General features: G+C 70.1%; 14 protein-coding genes. 10 read left to right on the top strand and 4 right to left on the bottom strand.

The window, feature by feature from the left end; all coding sequences use genetic code 11:
- Positions 1 to 20: 20 nt before the first annotated feature.
- The 7 genes from R8F63_13995 to R8F63_13965 all read left to right on the top strand — a co-directional run bounded on the left by R8F63_13995 (position 21) and on the right by R8F63_13965 (position 6,393).
- Positions 21 to 1,343, top strand: a complete 1,323-nt coding sequence (locus R8F63_13995) for a PLP-dependent aminotransferase family protein (protein ID MDW3219721.1) — start codon at positions 21 to 23, stop codon at positions 1,341 to 1,343.
- 46 nt (positions 1,344 to 1,389) lie between these two features.
- Positions 1,390 to 2,595, top strand: coding sequence for a cytochrome P450 (locus R8F63_13990; GenBank protein ID MDW3219720.1), 1,206 nt, complete (start codon positions 1,390 to 1,392; stop codon positions 2,593 to 2,595).
- A 17-nt stretch (positions 2,596 to 2,612) separates the two neighbouring features.
- Positions 2,613 to 3,701, top strand: coding sequence for a hypothetical protein (locus R8F63_13985; protein ID MDW3219719.1), 1,089 nt, complete (start codon positions 2,613 to 2,615; stop codon positions 3,699 to 3,701).
- On the top strand, positions 3,613 to 4,371 hold the full coding sequence (locus R8F63_13980; GenBank protein MDW3219718.1) for a class II aldolase/adducin family protein: 759 nt from the start codon (positions 3,613 to 3,615) through the stop codon (positions 4,369 to 4,371). Before R8F63_13985 ends, R8F63_13980 begins: the two co-directional genes overlap by 89 nt.
- 3 nt (positions 4,372 to 4,374) lie before the next feature.
- Positions 4,375 to 4,908: an NAD(P)H-dependent oxidoreductase gene (locus R8F63_13975; protein MDW3219717.1), complete on the top strand. Its 534-nt coding sequence runs from the start codon at positions 4,375 to 4,377 to the stop codon at positions 4,906 to 4,908.
- The gene (locus R8F63_13970; GenBank protein MDW3219716.1) at positions 4,905 to 5,876 is read left to right on the top strand and encodes an LLM class flavin-dependent oxidoreductase; all 972 of its coding nucleotides are present in this window, start codon (positions 4,905 to 4,907) and stop codon (positions 5,874 to 5,876) included. The genes R8F63_13975 and R8F63_13970 overlap by 4 nt, the downstream gene beginning before the upstream one ends.
- 223 nt (positions 5,877 to 6,099) lie before the next feature.
- Positions 6,100 to 6,393: a hypothetical protein gene (locus tag R8F63_13965; protein ID MDW3219715.1), complete on the top strand. Its 294-nt coding sequence runs from the start codon at positions 6,100 to 6,102 to the stop codon at positions 6,391 to 6,393.
- On the opposite strand, the gene R8F63_13960 is transcribed toward R8F63_13965, so the two are convergent.
- The 3 genes from R8F63_13960 to R8F63_13950 are packed head-to-tail and all read right to left on the bottom strand — an operon-like array spanning position 6,381 to position 9,586.
- Positions 6,381 to 6,869, bottom strand: a complete 489-nt coding sequence (locus R8F63_13960; GenBank protein MDW3219714.1) for an SRPBCC family protein — start codon at positions 6,867 to 6,869, stop codon at positions 6,381 to 6,383. The genes R8F63_13965 and R8F63_13960 overlap by 13 nt on opposite strands.
- Entirely contained in the window at positions 6,869 to 8,383 is a 1,515-nt protein-coding gene (locus R8F63_13955) for an acyl-CoA synthetase (GenBank protein MDW3219713.1), read from the bottom strand. Before R8F63_13955 ends, R8F63_13960 begins: the two co-directional genes overlap by 1 nt.
- A gap of 3 nt (positions 8,384 to 8,386) precedes the next feature.
- A complete protein-coding gene (locus tag R8F63_13950; protein MDW3219712.1) occupies positions 8,387 to 9,586 on the bottom strand; it encodes an amidohydrolase family protein in 1,200 nt (399 codons plus the stop codon).
- A gap of 93 nt (positions 9,587 to 9,679) precedes the next feature.
- Here R8F63_13950 and R8F63_13945 point away from each other — a divergent pair, with 93 nt between their 5' ends.
- From R8F63_13945 to R8F63_13935, 3 genes are read left to right on the top strand one after another with little or no spacing between them, the layout of a single operon-like run.
- Positions 9,680 to 11,290: an AMP-binding protein gene (locus R8F63_13945; GenBank protein MDW3219711.1), complete on the top strand. Its 1,611-nt coding sequence runs from the start codon at positions 9,680 to 9,682 to the stop codon at positions 11,288 to 11,290.
- A complete protein-coding gene (locus tag R8F63_13940) occupies positions 11,287 to 13,398 on the top strand; it encodes an acyl-CoA dehydrogenase (protein MDW3219710.1) in 2,112 nt (703 codons plus the stop codon). Before R8F63_13945 ends, R8F63_13940 begins: the two co-directional genes overlap by 4 nt.
- 35 nt (positions 13,399 to 13,433) lie before the next feature.
- Positions 13,434 to 14,474, top strand: coding sequence for a hypothetical protein (locus tag R8F63_13935; protein MDW3219709.1), 1,041 nt, complete (start codon positions 13,434 to 13,436; stop codon positions 14,472 to 14,474).
- Positions 14,475 to 14,483: 9 nt separating this feature from the next.
- Here R8F63_13935 and R8F63_13930 read toward each other — a convergent pair whose 3' ends face one another.
- A complete protein-coding gene (locus R8F63_13930) occupies positions 14,484 to 15,386 on the bottom strand; it encodes an LLM class F420-dependent oxidoreductase (protein MDW3219708.1) in 903 nt (300 codons plus the stop codon).

Below are 15,386 nucleotides of genomic sequence, written 5' to 3'. Positions count from 1 at the left end.
TTGTCCTATACAAAACGTCCATGCTTGATCGGATCGCCGCCCGGGTGGAGGAGACCTCCGCCGACGGGCTGGCCCGCGCGATCGGGTCGCTGATCAACGACGACGTCCTCGTCGAGGGGGACCGGCTCCCCACGGTGCGGGCCCTCGCCGCCCGCCTGGACGTCAGTCCGAACACCGTCTCCGAAGCGTGGCGGATCCTGCGGAACCATGGCGCGATCCGGACCGACCGGCGGCGGGGCACCACCGTGCGGGGGCGCCGCTCCGGCATCGGCCGGCACTGGCAGGTCCCGGTCGAGCCGGGCACGATCGAGCTCGACCTGAGCGCGGGTACCCCCGACCAAGCGCTGCTGCCGCCGCTCGGCCCGGTCCTGCAACGCCTCCACGCCGACGTCGCGGTGACCTCCTACGTCGATCCACCCCTGCTCGAGGATCTCGAGATCGAGTTGCGGCGGCGCTGGCCCTTCGTCCCCGAATCGCTCACGGTCGTCGACGGAGCGCTCGATGCCCTCGACCGGGTGGTCGTCGAACTCGTGCGGCTCGGCGATGTCGTCGTGGTGGAGGATCCGACGTTTCCGCCCCTGCTCGACATGCTCGACGCGGTGGGCGCCGAGGTCATCGGCGTACCGCTCGACCACGAGGGGCCGATGGTGTCCGTGCTCGAGGACGCCCTGCGGGCCGACCCCGTCGCCCTGTTCACGCAGCCGCGGACCCACAACCCCACGGGCATCCACACCTCACGCGATCGAGCCCGGGCCATTGCCGGGCTCGTGCGGGGCACGCGCTGTGTCGTGGTCGAGGACGACCATTCCGGCGGTGCAGCCGGCGTGGCGGTGGAGAGCGTGGGCACCGTCATCCCCGCCCAGACCGTCCACATCCACAGCTTCTCGAAGTCGCACGGGCCCGACCTGCGCATCGCCGCCCTCGGTGGTGCCGGTGAGTTGGTCGGCAACATCGTGCGACGGCGCCAACTGGGTCCGTCGTGGACCAGCCGCCTCATCCAGCAGATCCTGCTCACGATGCTGGTCGACCCGGCGACCGACCGGTTGGTCGCCGACGCGGCGCGGACCTACCAGCGGCGCCGTGACCGTTTGCGGGCGTGCCTGGCGGAGCACGGGATCGAGGTCGATCCGGGCGTCGGTCTCAACATGTGGATCCCGGTCGAGGACGAACATCGTGCGGTCGTGGCGTTGGCCGCCCACAGCATCGGCGTCTCGCCGGGAGCGCCGTTCCGGGTAGGCGCGTCGACCGCCGGCCACGTGCGGCTGAGCGTCGGCACTCTCGCCGAGCGCGACATCGAGCGGGTCGCCGACACGATCGCGTCGATCGCGGAGGCGTCTCGCTGAGCCGTCCGGAATCGAACCGGCAACCCCGCTTCGCTACGGTCACGCCGTGAGCGATCTCGTCTTCAACCCGTTCGGGTTCTCCCACCACGACGATCCCTACGTGACCTACCGGCGGCTGCGCGACGAGGCGCCGTGCTATCGCAACGACGAGCTCCGCTTCTGGGCGCTGAGCCGGTTCGCCGATGTGCAGGAGGCCTTTCGGGACACCGAGCTCTACTCGTCGGCGGGCGGTATCGCGCTGGAGAACCGGCGGCCGATCGGCCAGTCGACCGGGTTCGACCAGTTCATCGAACTCGATCCACCGGATCACACCGTGCTGCGCAAGCTGGTGAGCCGCGTCTTCACCATCCGCACCGTCGCCCGGATGGAGGACGAGATCCGCACGATCTTCACCCGCTATCTCGACCGGGTCGTCGAGACCGGCCGGGCAGAGGTGGTCGAGGACCTCACGAGCCCGTACCCGATGGATGTGATCTCGGCGGTCCTCGGCGTGCCCGAGGAGTTCCGCGAGGGGCTTCGCCGCGACAGCGACAAGATCATGATCCGCAACGACGGGGTGCTCGAGATCCCGCCCGCCGCGGCGGAGGGGATGCTCGGCCTCGTCGGCTACTTCATGGAGGATCTCCCCAGGCGCAAGGCGGGGGAGGGGAGCGGCCTGCTCAACGACCTGGTCGGGTTCGAGGTCGACGGGCGGAGCCTGACCGACGAGGAACTGCTCGGCTTCTGCGTCCTCTTCATCATCGCCGGTCACGAGACGACCACGAAGATGGTCGCCAACGTGCTCGAGATCCTGTCGCGACACCCCGAGCAGCGAGCGGAGGTGACGGCCGATCCCGCCCTCGTGCCGGACGTGATCGAGGAGGTGCTGCGGTTCCACAACTCCACCCAGTACATGCACCGGACCCTCACCCGGGACCACGAGATGCACGGCCGGCAGATGCGGGCCGGCGACTCGGTCCTGCTCCTGATCGGCGCGGCGAACCACGACGAGCGTGAGTTCGGACCCACGGCCGAGGAGTTCGACATCCACCGCAAGGCCGAGCGCCATCTCGCCTTCGGCTACGGCGCCCACTTCTGTCTCGGCGCGGCGCTGGCCCGCATGGAGGGGAAGGTCGCCGTGGAGGAGATCCTCCGACGGATCCCGGACTTCGCGGTGGACCACGACGCCAAGGTCCGGTTCCACTCCAGCAACGTGACCGGATGGCGCTCGCTGCCGATCACGTTCACGGCCCGTGAACCGGTTGCGGGGTAGCGCTCGATAGAGAAGGCATGCAGCTGCGTGCGGGTCTTCATCGCCTCCTGTTCGTTCTCGTGATGGCGGCGGTGGTCGGGGTCAGCTCGGAGCGGATGTTCTGGTACTGGGCGACGAACCCGCTGGATCATCTGGTCGTCGCGATGGTGTACGCGCCGGCCGTCGCCGGCTGCCTGTGGTTCATCGACCGCTACCACGTCCGTGGGCTGTGGGGTCTCGTCCTCGTCGCGCCGCTCCTGGGCTACTTCGTGGAGGGGGTCGTCACGCCCGTCGTCTACGCCGGCGGTCCGATTCCGTTCTTCCCGGTCTGGTTCGCGTTCTGGCACGGCGTGCTCGGACTCGCGGTGATGGTCTTCGGCATCCGTCGCCTGCTGCTCGCCCGGCGGACCGGCGCGCTGTGGGCTGTCGCGGTCGGGCTCGGCGCGTTCTGGGGCGTCTGGTCGACGACGATGTGGCTTCCGGAGAACGTGGAGGATCCGGGCCTGATCGCCGACGCCGGCGGACCGCTCGAGATCCTCGGACCGCTCGACTTCGCGATCTACGCCCTGACGTTCACCGCGATCCTGGCCGCGGCGCACTGGCTCCTCGGCCGGATCTGGCTCCCCCAGTTCCGTCCCGGTCGGCCGATGGTCCTGCTCTGGATGGCCGTCGTCGGCGCCGCGGTGATCGGCTGGACCGTGGCGATCCCCTGGGCGGCGCCGATGTTCGTGGGCGGCGTCGCCCTGCAGCGCTGGGGCCTGCGGCGCCATGCGGTCGGCGGCGACCGCAGCATCCTGGCGGAACTCACCGGACGGGTCGCGCCGGTCGCGCTGGTTCCGCTCGTCGCCATGCCCGTCGCCGCCGGCGCCGTCTACGCCCTGGCCTGGCAGCTCGAGCCGGCGGAGGGCCTGGTGCGCTACGGCGCGATGTACGGCGTGATCGCGGTGCAGACGCTGGTGGGAGCGGTGCTGATCGTGCGTTCGTTCCTCTCCGTGCGAAACGTGGCCCCGGCGGAGCGAGTGGGCCATGATCAGGCGCATGCCGTTCACGCCCACACCGGATCGTCTGGTCCCGACACTCACGCCGCGCCAGGAGCTCGCGCTGCTGGCGCGGGCCCTGTGGCGTGAGGGGTACAACGATCATCTGGCCGGCCACATCACGGTCAACCGGGGTGACGGAACGCTCTGGTGCAACCCCTGGCTGCTCACGTGGGAGGAGCTCCGGCCGGAGCACGTGATCGCCATCGACCTCGACGGCACTGTCGTCGAGCCGAGCCTCGACGGCCAGGACTGGCCGGTGCCGCTGGGCATCCCGCTGCACCTGGAGATGCACCGGGTCCGGCCCGAGGTGCAGGTGGCGGTCCACAGCCACCCCCTCTACGCCACGGTGTGGGCCGACCTCGCCGAGGTGCCGCCGGTGCTCGATCAGTCGTCGGCGCTCGGCGGTGGCTCGCTCGTCGCGGTCGACGAGTACGACGGAGCGGCCAACGACTCCAGCGCGGCGGCGGCCGCGGTGCGGCTGATGGGTGACGCCGACATGGCGCTGCTCGCCGCCCACGGGGTTTTCGTCACCGGCGTCAGCGTCCGCGCCGCGCACCAACGCTGTGTCGCCCTCGAACAGCGCGCCGAGCGAGCCTGGCACGCCCGGGCGATCAGCGAGGGCCCGCTCCGGTCACGGCTCGGGGCCGCGCCGGCAGCCGCGTTCGCGAAGAGCGAGGGCGACGGCTTCATCGGCTTCTGGGAGGCCGCCGTGCGCGTCGAGCTGCGGGCCGACCCGTCGCTGCTCGATCAGGGCTAGGCCGTGTCCACCCTGGTGCTGCTCGCGCATCCTGATCTGCCCAACTCGCGCGCCAACGCGATGCTCGCGGCGGCGGCCCACGATCTCGCCGAGGTCACGGTCCACGATCTCCATGCCGCATACCCGGAGGGTCGGATCGATGTCGAGGCCGAGCAGCAGGCCGTCGAGGCGCACGACTCGATCGTCTTCCAGTTCCCGCTCCACTGGTACAGCACGCCGCCGCTCCTGAAGGCCTGGCAGGACGACGTTCTCACGCTCGGCTGGGCCTATGACCCGATGGGCGCCGACGGGACCGGGCTCGCCCTCAGGGGGAAGACGCTCGCCTGCGCGGTGACCACCGGCGCCCCGGCGTCGGAGTTCGGGACCGCCGGCTGGAACGGTCATTCGGTCGAGTCGTTCCTGCTCCCGATCGCCGGTACGGCGAACTTCCTCGAGATGCGGTGGCGGTCGCCCTTCGTCGCCTACGCCACGTTCGCGCTCGATGACGACGAGCTCGCCCGAATCGCCGCCGACTATCAGGAGTGGCTACTCCCATGAGCCCAACCATCGGCCTCTACTTCGACTTCCGCAATCCGGAACCGTGGCATCGCGATCCCGCCGCGTACTACGGCTGGCATCTCGACCTGATGGAGGACGTCGACCGTCGCGGCATCGGATCGATCTGGGTCACCGAGCACCACTTCGTGGAGGACGGCTATCTCCCCCAGCCCCTCCCGATGCTCTCGGCGATCGCGGCACGCACGTCACGATGCCGGCTCGGCACCGGGGTGGTCGTCGCTCCGCTGATGCACCCGATGGTGATCGCCGAGCAGGCCGCGCTGGCCGACGTGATCAGCGGCGGTCGGGTCGAGCTCGGCCTCGGCGCCGGCTATGTCGCCCCGGAGTTCGAGGCGTTCGGGGCCGACCTCGCGCAGCGCTACCACGACACCGATCACGCGCTGGCCGAAGTGGGTCGTATCCACGCCGACGGTGGTTGCACCCCCGGGCCGGTCCAGGACCCGCTTCCGATCTGGGCCGGCTATCTCGGTCCGGTCGGGGCACGCCGAGCCGGTCGACTCGGGGTCGGGTTGCTCACGTGGAACCCGGCCAGCTGGCCGATCTATCGCGATGCGCTCGTGGCCGCCGGGCACGACCCGTCGGTGGGTCGGATGGGCGGCGTTGTCGACTTCCTGGTGGCCGAGGATCCGGAACGCTTCTTCGAGCGGCTCGTGCCCCACCGCACCCATCAGCTCAACAGCTACCGCCAGAACGCCGCGAAGGGATCCGGCCGCTCGCCCCGGATGCTCACCGAGGACGAAGTGCGCGAGGGTCGGGGGTCGGGTGTGATCGGCGCGCTGTCCGTGTTGACGCCGGAGGCCGCCGTCGAACGCATCCGTTCGATCGCGGCCGATGCGCCGGTCGAGCATCTCTACCTCTGGGCGTCGATCGGCGGCATGCCCGAGGACATGGTGGAGGAGCAGGCCGGCCTCCTGATCGACCGGGTGCAGCCGGCGCTCGCCGGCTGACCGAACCGAACCGACGCGGACCGACGCGCCACGAGCAGTCCTCGGCGGAGATCCGTTCGCGCTTTCGTCTCACGTACTGCGACATGCGACAAAACCGTTTGTCGCTTGTCGGTTGTCGCTTGTCGCATGTCGCATGTCGCAGTACGTGAGACGAATGTCCGGGCGCTTCCGACCCCGCGGGGAGAGAGGACTGGTCGCCGACGCGGGACTAGCGTGCGGACGGGTGCCGCCGGTGCCGGTCGGGAGTCGTCGTGGCCGAGAGCCTCTTGTCGGCGACGAGCGAAGCGTCCTGCTGTTCATGCCGAACGGGTCCTTCGTGCAGGTCGTGAGTGCCGGTTCGGGGCCGGTGGTCGAGGCGCCATTGCGGTCGCTGCCGGGCAACCTCATCCGCGACGGCGCCCCGATCGATCACATCTCGTTGTTCGGCGAGATCAGCGACACGGCGGGTGTTGCGCTGACCGTGCGCTTCGAGGATCCCGATGGTCGGCACCTGGAAGTCACTGCCTACCCGGACTGACGCCCGCGCCGCAGGGCGCGGAGCCCGGCCTCCACCCCGGCCTTCATCAGCCGGTCGTTGTCCCTGGAGATGAAGCGGTGGACGCGGCGTTCGAGCAGCGCCCGCATGACGGGGTTGAAGACGTGGTACGTCTCGGTGAAGTGCACCCGGGTGCGGCCGTCGCCGATGTCCTCCAACTCGGTCACCCCGGTCGCCTCGGACCAGAGCGGCTTGCCGATGGCGTCGTAGCGCCAGCGACGCGGCGGGTCGAGCTCGGTCAGCCATTCCCAGCTCTTCGCCCGTCCGCCCGAGAGCAGGTAGCGGGGCACCCGGAAGTGGCAGTGACGCACCAGCCCGTTGCCGCCCTCGGTGCCCGGATGGAGGATCTCGATGCGCACGTCGCCGTGCTCCATCACCTTCGGCTTCGGGCCGTGGAACACCTGCCACACCTCGTCCGGGGTGGCGTCGATGTCGAACGAGAACTGGTGGCGTTGCATCAGACGATCCTCGAGGTGCGGTCGCCCCAGTACCGATCGCGGAGCAGACGTTTGTAGAGCTTGCCGGTGTCGAGGCGGGGGAGTTCGTCGGTGAAGTCGACCGAGCGCGGGCACTTGTAGCGGGCGAGATGGTCGCCGCAGTGGGCGAGCAGGTCGGCAGCGAGCGTGTCGCTCGCGGCAGCCGGGTCGACGAGTTGCACGACCGCCTTGGCCGCCTCGCCGAGGTCGTCGTCGGGCACCCCGATGACGGCGACATCGAGCACCGCGTCGTGGGCGATCAGGACGGTCTCGGCTTCCTGCGGATAGATGTTCACCCCGCCCGACACGATCATGAACGACGCACGATCCGTCAGGTACAGGTAGCCGTCGTCGTCGACGTAGCCGACGTCGCCCATCGTGTACCAACCCTGCGGACTCCGACTCTCGGCGGTCTTCTCGGGGTCGCCGTGGTACTCCATGGCCGCACCGGGCGTGTCGAACCAAACGGTGCCGATCTCGCCGGTCGGCAGATCGTCGAAGTCGTCGTCGCAGATGTGGGTGGTGCAGAAGCGGGGGAGCCCGACCGAACCGGGATGGTCGAGCCATTCCTCCGAGGTGATCATCGTCGACCCGACGTTCTCCGACCCGGCGTAGAACTCGACGATGATCGGCCCCCACCAGTCGATCATCTGCCGCTTCACCTCCACCGGGCACGGCGCGGCGGCGTGGCTCACGTGGCGGAGGCTCGACAGGTCCGCCCGCGTCCGCACGTCGTCGGGGAGCTTCAACATGCGCACGAACATCGTCGGCACGAACTGGGCGACATCGACCTGGTAGCGCTCGATCGCGTCGAGGCACGCCTCCGCGTCGAACCGCTCCATGACGACCACGGTGCCGCCGTAGCGATGACACAGGGCGCCCGTGACGACGGGCGACGCGTGGTACAGCGGCGCGGGCAGGAGGTAGACACACCCGTCGGCGAGGCCGAGCGGGCCACCGTTGAGCACCATCGGATCGTCGTCCGTCACCGAGCGGTCGGGCAGCGGGAAGAGGATGCCCTTCGGTCGTCCCGTGGTGCCCGACGAGTAGAACATGCCCTGGCCGTTGGGCTGGTCGTCGAGAGGCCGAGCGGGATGGCGGTCGAGTTCAGCCTCGTAGGCGAGCCAGCCGTCGGCCGCGCCGTCCATCATGAGCGGGACCTCGACGCTCGGGGCCGCCCGGTCGGCGAGCGCCGCGGAGGTCACCAGCGATCGGGCGCCGCAGTCGTCGACGATGAAGGCGACCTCCTCGGCGGTGAGGTGGCAGTTCACCGGGGTGTAGTAGAGGCCGGACCGCAGCGCCGCCCACACGACTTCGAAGTAGCGGGGATGGTTCTCCAACAGAATCGCGACATGGTCGCCGGGTCGAAGCCCGGCTTCGTGCCAGACGCGGGCCAACCGGATCGAACGCGCCTCGAGGTCGCCGTAGCTGACCGTGTCGCCGGTGCCCGCCATCACGACCGCGGCGCGATCGGGATCGTGGGCGCCGGGGTACACGGCTCAGCGGGCCGAGGAGGCGATGAGGTCGTAGGCGTTGTCGCGCATCACCTGGCGGGTCTCCGCGTCGGTGAAGTTGGCGATGTCCTTCACATAGTCCGTGGGCGTGGGAAGACCCTCGGCGTGGGGGAAGTCGCTGCCGAACAGGAGCCGATCGATGCCGATCGCCTCCTTCAGGAGATCCATGTCGTCCTCGAAGAACGGCGAGACCCAGATGTTCTCCGTGAACGCCTCGACCGGGTGACGTTCGAAGGCGAAGGGCATCTTGCCGTAGCCCGCCTGGAGGTTGCGGAGCAGGTCCGGCACCCACATCGCGCCGTTCTCGATCGTGGCGAGCCGCAGCTTCGGGAAGCGGTCGAGCACGCCATGACAGATCATCGCCGCGAACGTGTCGGCGATCGTCCGGTCGGCGAAGGCGACGACCGGGAACGGGGAGTGGCGGAAACCCTCGAACTGGCCGGAGGGCGGTTCCCAGATCTTCCCGTACTGCGCGGTGCCCGAGAGCCCGGCGTGGATCGCATAGGGCACGCCGGCCTCCTCGAGGCGGGCCCAGATCGGGTCGTACGCGGGCATGCCCGGCGACTGATAGCCGTGCTCCGTCGGGACCGGGCCGGGCACCGTGCACACCATGCGGGCCCCCATGGCGAGGACGCGATCGAGCTCCGCGACGGCGAGCTCCGGATCAGCGAGCGTGAGGAACGGCACGGCGTAGATACGGCCGTCACCGCGGTCGAAGCCCCAGTCCTCGTCGAGCCAGGAGTTGAACGCGGTGAACGCGGCGTGCAGCGCGGGGATGTCCTTCTTCAGCGCCTCCTGCATGCCGACGCCCTTGGTGGGGAAGAGCAGCACCGTCTCCAACCCCTGGCTGTCCATGAGTTCGAGGCGGGCGTCACGATCGCGGTAGCCGGGGTGCTCGGCGATCGGGTCGAGCTCGCCGAACATCTTCCCGAGATCCATGCCGCCGTCGACGTTCTTGCCGCGGAAGTAGTCCTCGAGGCTGCCCGGCCGCGCGATCGGATCGAATGTGGGGTTCGGGATGAACTTGTTGACCCGACCGCCGACGAGGAAGCGCTTCTTGCCGTCGATCTCGGCCCACTGCATGCACCGCTTCTTCATCTTCGGGTCGATGTGGCGGATGAACGCGTCCTCGGCCTCGTAGTAGTGGTTGTCGGCGTCGAACGCGAGGTACGGGAGCTCGGACATGTCCGCGAGCGTAGGAAAGAGTCGCTGAGGTGGAAAGCCGGTGGGCGGCCGGTGGTTTCGCACCGGCGCCGTGCGGCGCGGGAGGATGACGCCATGGTCAGCGTTCCGAGCCGCTCGTTCAACCTCGCCGACCTGTTCGAGGGCGCCGCCGAGGCGCTTCCCGATCAGGATGCCGTGGTCACCGCCGGCGCGGACGAGCCCACCCGCCGGTGCACCTACGCCGAGCTCGATGCCCGAGCGAACCAGGTCGCCCACGTGCTGGCGGACCTCGGCGTCGGCCCGCACGACCATGTCGCCGTCCACGCCATGAACTGTCTGGAGTTCATGGAGATCACGCTCGGCGTGTTCAAGCTGCGGGCCGTGCCCGTCAACGGGAACTTCCGCTACACCACCGACGAGCTGCGGTACGTGTTCGACGACGCGGAGGTCTCGGCCGTCTTCACCCAATCGGCGATCCGGGGCGAAGCCGCGGCGGCCGCCGGTGACCGACCGCTCATCACGATCGGCGAGGACTACGAGGACACCCTCGCCGGCGCGCCGGCCACCCCCGTTGATGTCGGCCCCCGCTCCTCGGACGATCGCTACCTCCTCTACACGGGAGGGACGACGGGGATGCCGAAGGGTGTCGTCTGGCGTCACGAAGACGTGTTCTTCGGCGCCCTCGGGGGAACGGGCGCGCCCCGCCAGGGTCTACCGAAGCTCGCGTCGCCGGACGACATCGGCGCGTTCGTCACCCAGGGGACCGGCATCACCCGTCGCCTACCCCTCTGTCCGTTGATCCACGGCGGCGCCCAATGGATCGCGCTCACCGCGCTGCTCACGGGCGGCACCTGCCTGTTGACCGTCGACGCCTCGCTCGACGCCGGATCGGCGTTGCGGCTCGCGACGGACGAGCGGGCCGAGTTCCTGATGATCATCGGCGATGCCGTGGCCCGTCCGTTGGCCGACGAGCTGCGCCGCAACCACGAGCTCTACGACCTGTCCGCGCTGCGGCTCGTGTCGTCTTCCGGAGCCATCCTGTCGCCTGCCGTGAAGGCGGCGCTCGAGGAGTACCTGCCGGCCACGAAGGTGATCGATCGGTTCGGCGCCTCGGAGACCGGGGGCCAGGGTCGGATCAAACGGTCGGCCGACGGCACCGGCCCACTCCAGCTGCTGGCCGACGAGCAGACGACGGTGATCGGCGACGACGGGCGCCCCTTGACGCCCGGGTCCGGTGAACGGGGTCGGCTGGCCCGTTCGGGGTGGATCCCGCTCGGCTACTGGAAGGACGAGGAGAAGGCGGCGGCGACGTTCCCGACGATCGACGGCGTGCGCTACTCCGTGCCGGGCGACCTCGCGACGATCGAGGCGGACGGCACGATCTCCGTGTTCGGACGGGGGTCGATGGTGATCAACACCGGCGGCGAGAAGGTCTTCCCCGAGGAGGTCGAGGCTGCGGTGAAGGGCCATCCGGCGATCTTCGACTCGCTCGTGGTCGGTGTGCCGGACGATCGGTTCGGGTCCCGCGTGGCCGCGGTCGTGTCGCTGCAGGAAGGCGCGGTGGCACCCACGGTGCAGGAGTTGGGCGACCATTGCCGCACCGTGATCGCGGGCTACAAGGTGCCGCGGGAGCTGATCGTGGTCGAGGAGGTCGTGCGCAAGGTGACCGGCAAGGGCGACTACGGATGGGCGAAGCGCGCCGCGCTCGAGGCGGTGCAGGCATGAGTGGCATCGGATCGAGCCTCGGGGTGGGCGCCGACCACGAGGCGCTCGGCGAAACCGTTCGCCGGTGGATCGACGACGTCGTCGGCGAGGCCGGGCGACGCGCCGGTCTGGACGACGCTCCGGCGTTCGCCCACTGGGACGAGATCGTCGCGATGGGATGGCCGACGCTCCATGCTCCGGAGGAATTCGGCGGCGAGGGTTTCGATCTCGCGGACCTGGCGGTCGTGCTGGAGGAGACGGGGCGGGGCGGCGTTCCCGGTCCGTTGCTGCCGACCGCGTTGGCCGTCGCCGTGCTGGCCGAGGCCGACGACCGCGCCCTCGCCGGGGAATGGATCGGTCGGATCGCGGCAGGGGCGACGGCGGCGGTCGCCTTCGCGGGGACCGGCGCGGACGCGTTCGCCACGGTGCTCGGCGCGGCGGACGCCGACCTGTTGATCGGACCCTCGGGCGCCGGCTGGGCGCTGTGGACGGCCGACGAGTTCGCGTGCGACGAGCCGACCGGGGTGGATCTCGTGCGGGGCGTGTCCGTGGTGCGCCCCGCCGGACCCGGTGTCGCGGTGCCGATCGCCGCGCACCGCGTGGCCGACCTCGCCACGTTGCTGCTGTGCAGCGAGGCGGTCGGACTCGCGGCCTGGTGCGTGGAGACGGCCGCCACCTACGCCGCCGACCGCGTGCAGTTCGGCCGCCCGATCGGCCAGTTCCAGGGAGTGAAGCATCGCTGTGCGGACATGCTCGCCGCGCTCGAACTCGCGCGGGCGGTCACCTGGGACGCCGCTCGGGGCGGCCCGCCCGACGAACAGCGGCTCGCGATCGCGAGCGTCGGCGCAGTCGTGCCCGACGCCGTCGTCGGCGTGGCGAAGGACTGCATCCAGGTGCTCGGCGGTATCGGGTTCACGTGGGAGCACGACGCCCACCTCGCCCTGCGGCGAGCCCTCGCCACCCGGTCGCTGCTGCCCTCGGCCTCCGTTCGCAAGGCGGAGGTCGTGACGCTCGTGCGGTCCGGCGTCGTGCGGTCCCTGCCGCTCGAACTCCCGCCGGAGGCCGACGAGATCCGGGCCGGCGTGGCTGCGTGGCTCGACGCACTCGCGTCCGAACCGAAGGAGACCTGGAACCGGCGCATCGCCGACGACGGCTATCTCGTGCCCCACTGGCCCGAGCCCTGGGGGCGGGGCGCGTCGGCCGTCGAGCAGGTCGTGATCGACCAGGAATTCGCGCGCCTGCGAATTCGGCGCCCGCACCTCCAGGTCGCGGCGTGGGCATTGCCGACGCTGATCGCCCACGGTTCCGCCGAGCAGCAGGAACGCTGGGTTGGCCCGTCGCTGCGCCAGGAGATCATGTGGTGCCAGCTGTTCTCCGAGCCCGAAGCGGGATCGGATCTCGCGTCGCTGCGGATGCGGGCGGTCCGTGACGGCGACGGCTGGCGCCTGACGGGCCAGAAGGTCTGGACGTCGATGGCGCACACCGCCGACTGGGGGATCTGCCTCGCCCGGACGTCGCCTGACAAGCCGAACCACGACGGCATCACGTGCTTCTTCGTCGACATGGCCAGCGACGGCATCGACGTGCGGCCGCTGCGCGAGATCAACGGCGATGCCTGGTTCAACGAGGTCTTCTTCGACGACGTCTTCGTGCCGGACGACTGCATCATCGGCGCCGTGGACGACGGCTGGCGGGCGGGGCGAACGACGCTGGCGAACGAGCGCGTGTCGATGGGCTCGGGCGCGTCGATCGGGGCCGGCGTGTCGGCGCTGGTGGATCTGCTCGACGACGGGAGTTCGGCGCACGATGTCGAGCTGGTGGGTGGGTTGCTGGCGCGAGACGCCGCACTCGGCGCGCTGCGGGCGCGCATGACGATCCGCTCACTCGCCGGTGCGGACGCCGGCCCGGAGGCCAGCATCGTGAAGTTGCTCGGCGTCATCCACGACCAGGACGTGCAGGAGACCGGCGTCGAACTCCTCGGCGCGAGCGCGGCGGCAGCATCGGGCATCGCCGCGGGCTGGGTGAGCAGCTTCCTGTGGAATCGAAGCCTCACCATCGCCGGCGGAACGAGTGAGGTGCAGCGCAACGTCATCGGTGAACGCCTGCTCGGTCTGCCCCGCGACCCCTGAGCCCTGCGGCCGCGGGTGCCCGCTACTCTCGCCGCATGCGCTCCCCCTTGTCCCGTGTGCTCCTCGCGATCCTCGCCGTGTTCGCCCTCGTCGCGTCCGGCTGCGGCGATGACGCCTCGCCCGCTTCCACCGCCACCGGCGACGACGCGGTCAGCGACGACAGCGGTGACGACGGGAACGATGACGACGGCAGCGCCGATGACGGTGGTGGCGACGGGGGCCGCGAGACCGACGGCAGCGATGTGGTCGACGGCAGCGCCGATGACGACATGGGCAGCGCCGATGACGACGACATGGGCAGCGACGGCGACGACGGTGACATGGGTGACGGCACCGCGGACGCGGAGGCGTACTGCGCGCTCGCGGTCCAGGCCGACGAGGCGGGCGACGGGTTCAACCCGGCCACCATGTCGGTCGCCGAGGTCGAGGATCACTGGCGCACACAGCTCGCACTGATCGAGCAGGCCCGCGACGTGGTTCCCGCGCAGATCCGCGACGACTTCGCGCTGCTCGGCCGCGCGATCGGCGAGCTCGTCGACCTGCTCGAGGCCAACGGCTGGAACTACTTCGCGGTCATCGACGAGGTGGACGCGCTCTTCGAGTCCGCGGGCCTCGCGGCGGCGATCGAACGACTCGATGCCTTCGATGCGGACATCTGCGGAATCGAGTCGGACGATGGCGGCGATGGCGGCGACGACGGTGCCCCGAACGGCGACGACGAGCAGGCCGGGTTCAGCGATTCGCCGTACTGCCAGCTCGCGTTCGCGTTCTCGGAGGACTCGCGCAGCATCCCGATCGGTGAAGGTCCGGACGCGATCCAGGCCTTCTACGACGATGTGCTCGATGCGCTCGTCGGCCTGTGGGAGCTCGCGCCCGACGAGCTCAAGGCGCACATCGACACGATCGGTGAAGGGATCTCGACCATCTACGTGCTGCTCGAACAGTACGGATTCGACCTGGACGCGGCGGACGAAGATCTCGCCGAGCTCACCTCGGATCCGGAGTTCAACGAGCCGATGAACGCGGCGACCGAGGTGCTCGAGAACTACGACGAGACGGTCTGCGGCATCGTTTGAGCGGCTCGCTCAGGGCTGCGCGGCGATGACGTCCGCGCCAAAGCGCTCGAGCGTTTCGATCGCGTGGTCGAGCGAGTCCCCCGGCGCGTTCACGCCGCTCCAGGTGACGCCGAGGCGGGCGAGTTCGTCGAGCGCGTCGAGATGGGCGACGGCGTCGAAGTCGTGGTCGGCGGGCGACCCGCCGGCCGGTGTGCCGAAGCTGACATCGATGTCGGAGCGGTCACGGCCGGCCTCGTCGACGTGTTGCCAGAGTTCATCGAGCATCGCGGCGAGATCGTCCACTGTCTCGAGCGGCGGCGTCTTCGCAGTCGTGGCGAGGCTCCGGGGCGCGGGGAACGGCACCCAGCCGTCCGCCTTCCGGGCGACGCGTCGCCGGGAGAGCCGGCTGTTGCCGCCGATCCAGATCGGGACATGGCCGGGTTTCGGGTTGGCGGTCTGGCCGTGGGCGAGGAAACCGGTGCCCTCGTAGGCGAAGTCGTCGGTCGTCCACACGCCGCGCAGCACCTCGAGCGCGTCGTCGAAGATCGCGTTGCGCTCGTCGAAGTCCACCCCCAACGCCTTGTACTCGCCCTTGAGGTAGCCGGTGCCGACGGCCAGCGTGAAGCGGTCGCCCGAGAGCGCGGCGATGGTCGCGACGCTCTTCGCGACGAGGAACGGGTTCCGGTAGGGGAGGACGACGACGTTCGGGATCAGCCGGATCCGCTCCGTGACCGCGGCCACGAAGGCGAGCGCGGCGAAGGGGTCGAGCGCGTCGTGACCGCCGGCCTCCAGCCAGCGGTGGGTGGGGGCCGGGTGGTCGGTGAACCCGATGCCGGAGAAGCCGGCGTCCTCCGCGGCCCGCGCGAAGCGGACGACCGCGTCCTTCGTGAGGAACTCGGGGTTGTACGGATGGGTGACGAGTGGGTACGTCAC

The organism is Acidimicrobiales bacterium, assembly GCA_033344915.1.
In the GTDB taxonomy this organism is placed as follows: Bacteria; Actinomycetota; Acidimicrobiia; order Acidimicrobiales; family Aldehydirespiratoraceae; genus JAJRXC01.
The sequence above is the reverse complement of the archived record's forward strand: the minus strand, read 5'-3'. Positions and strand labels throughout refer to the sequence as shown.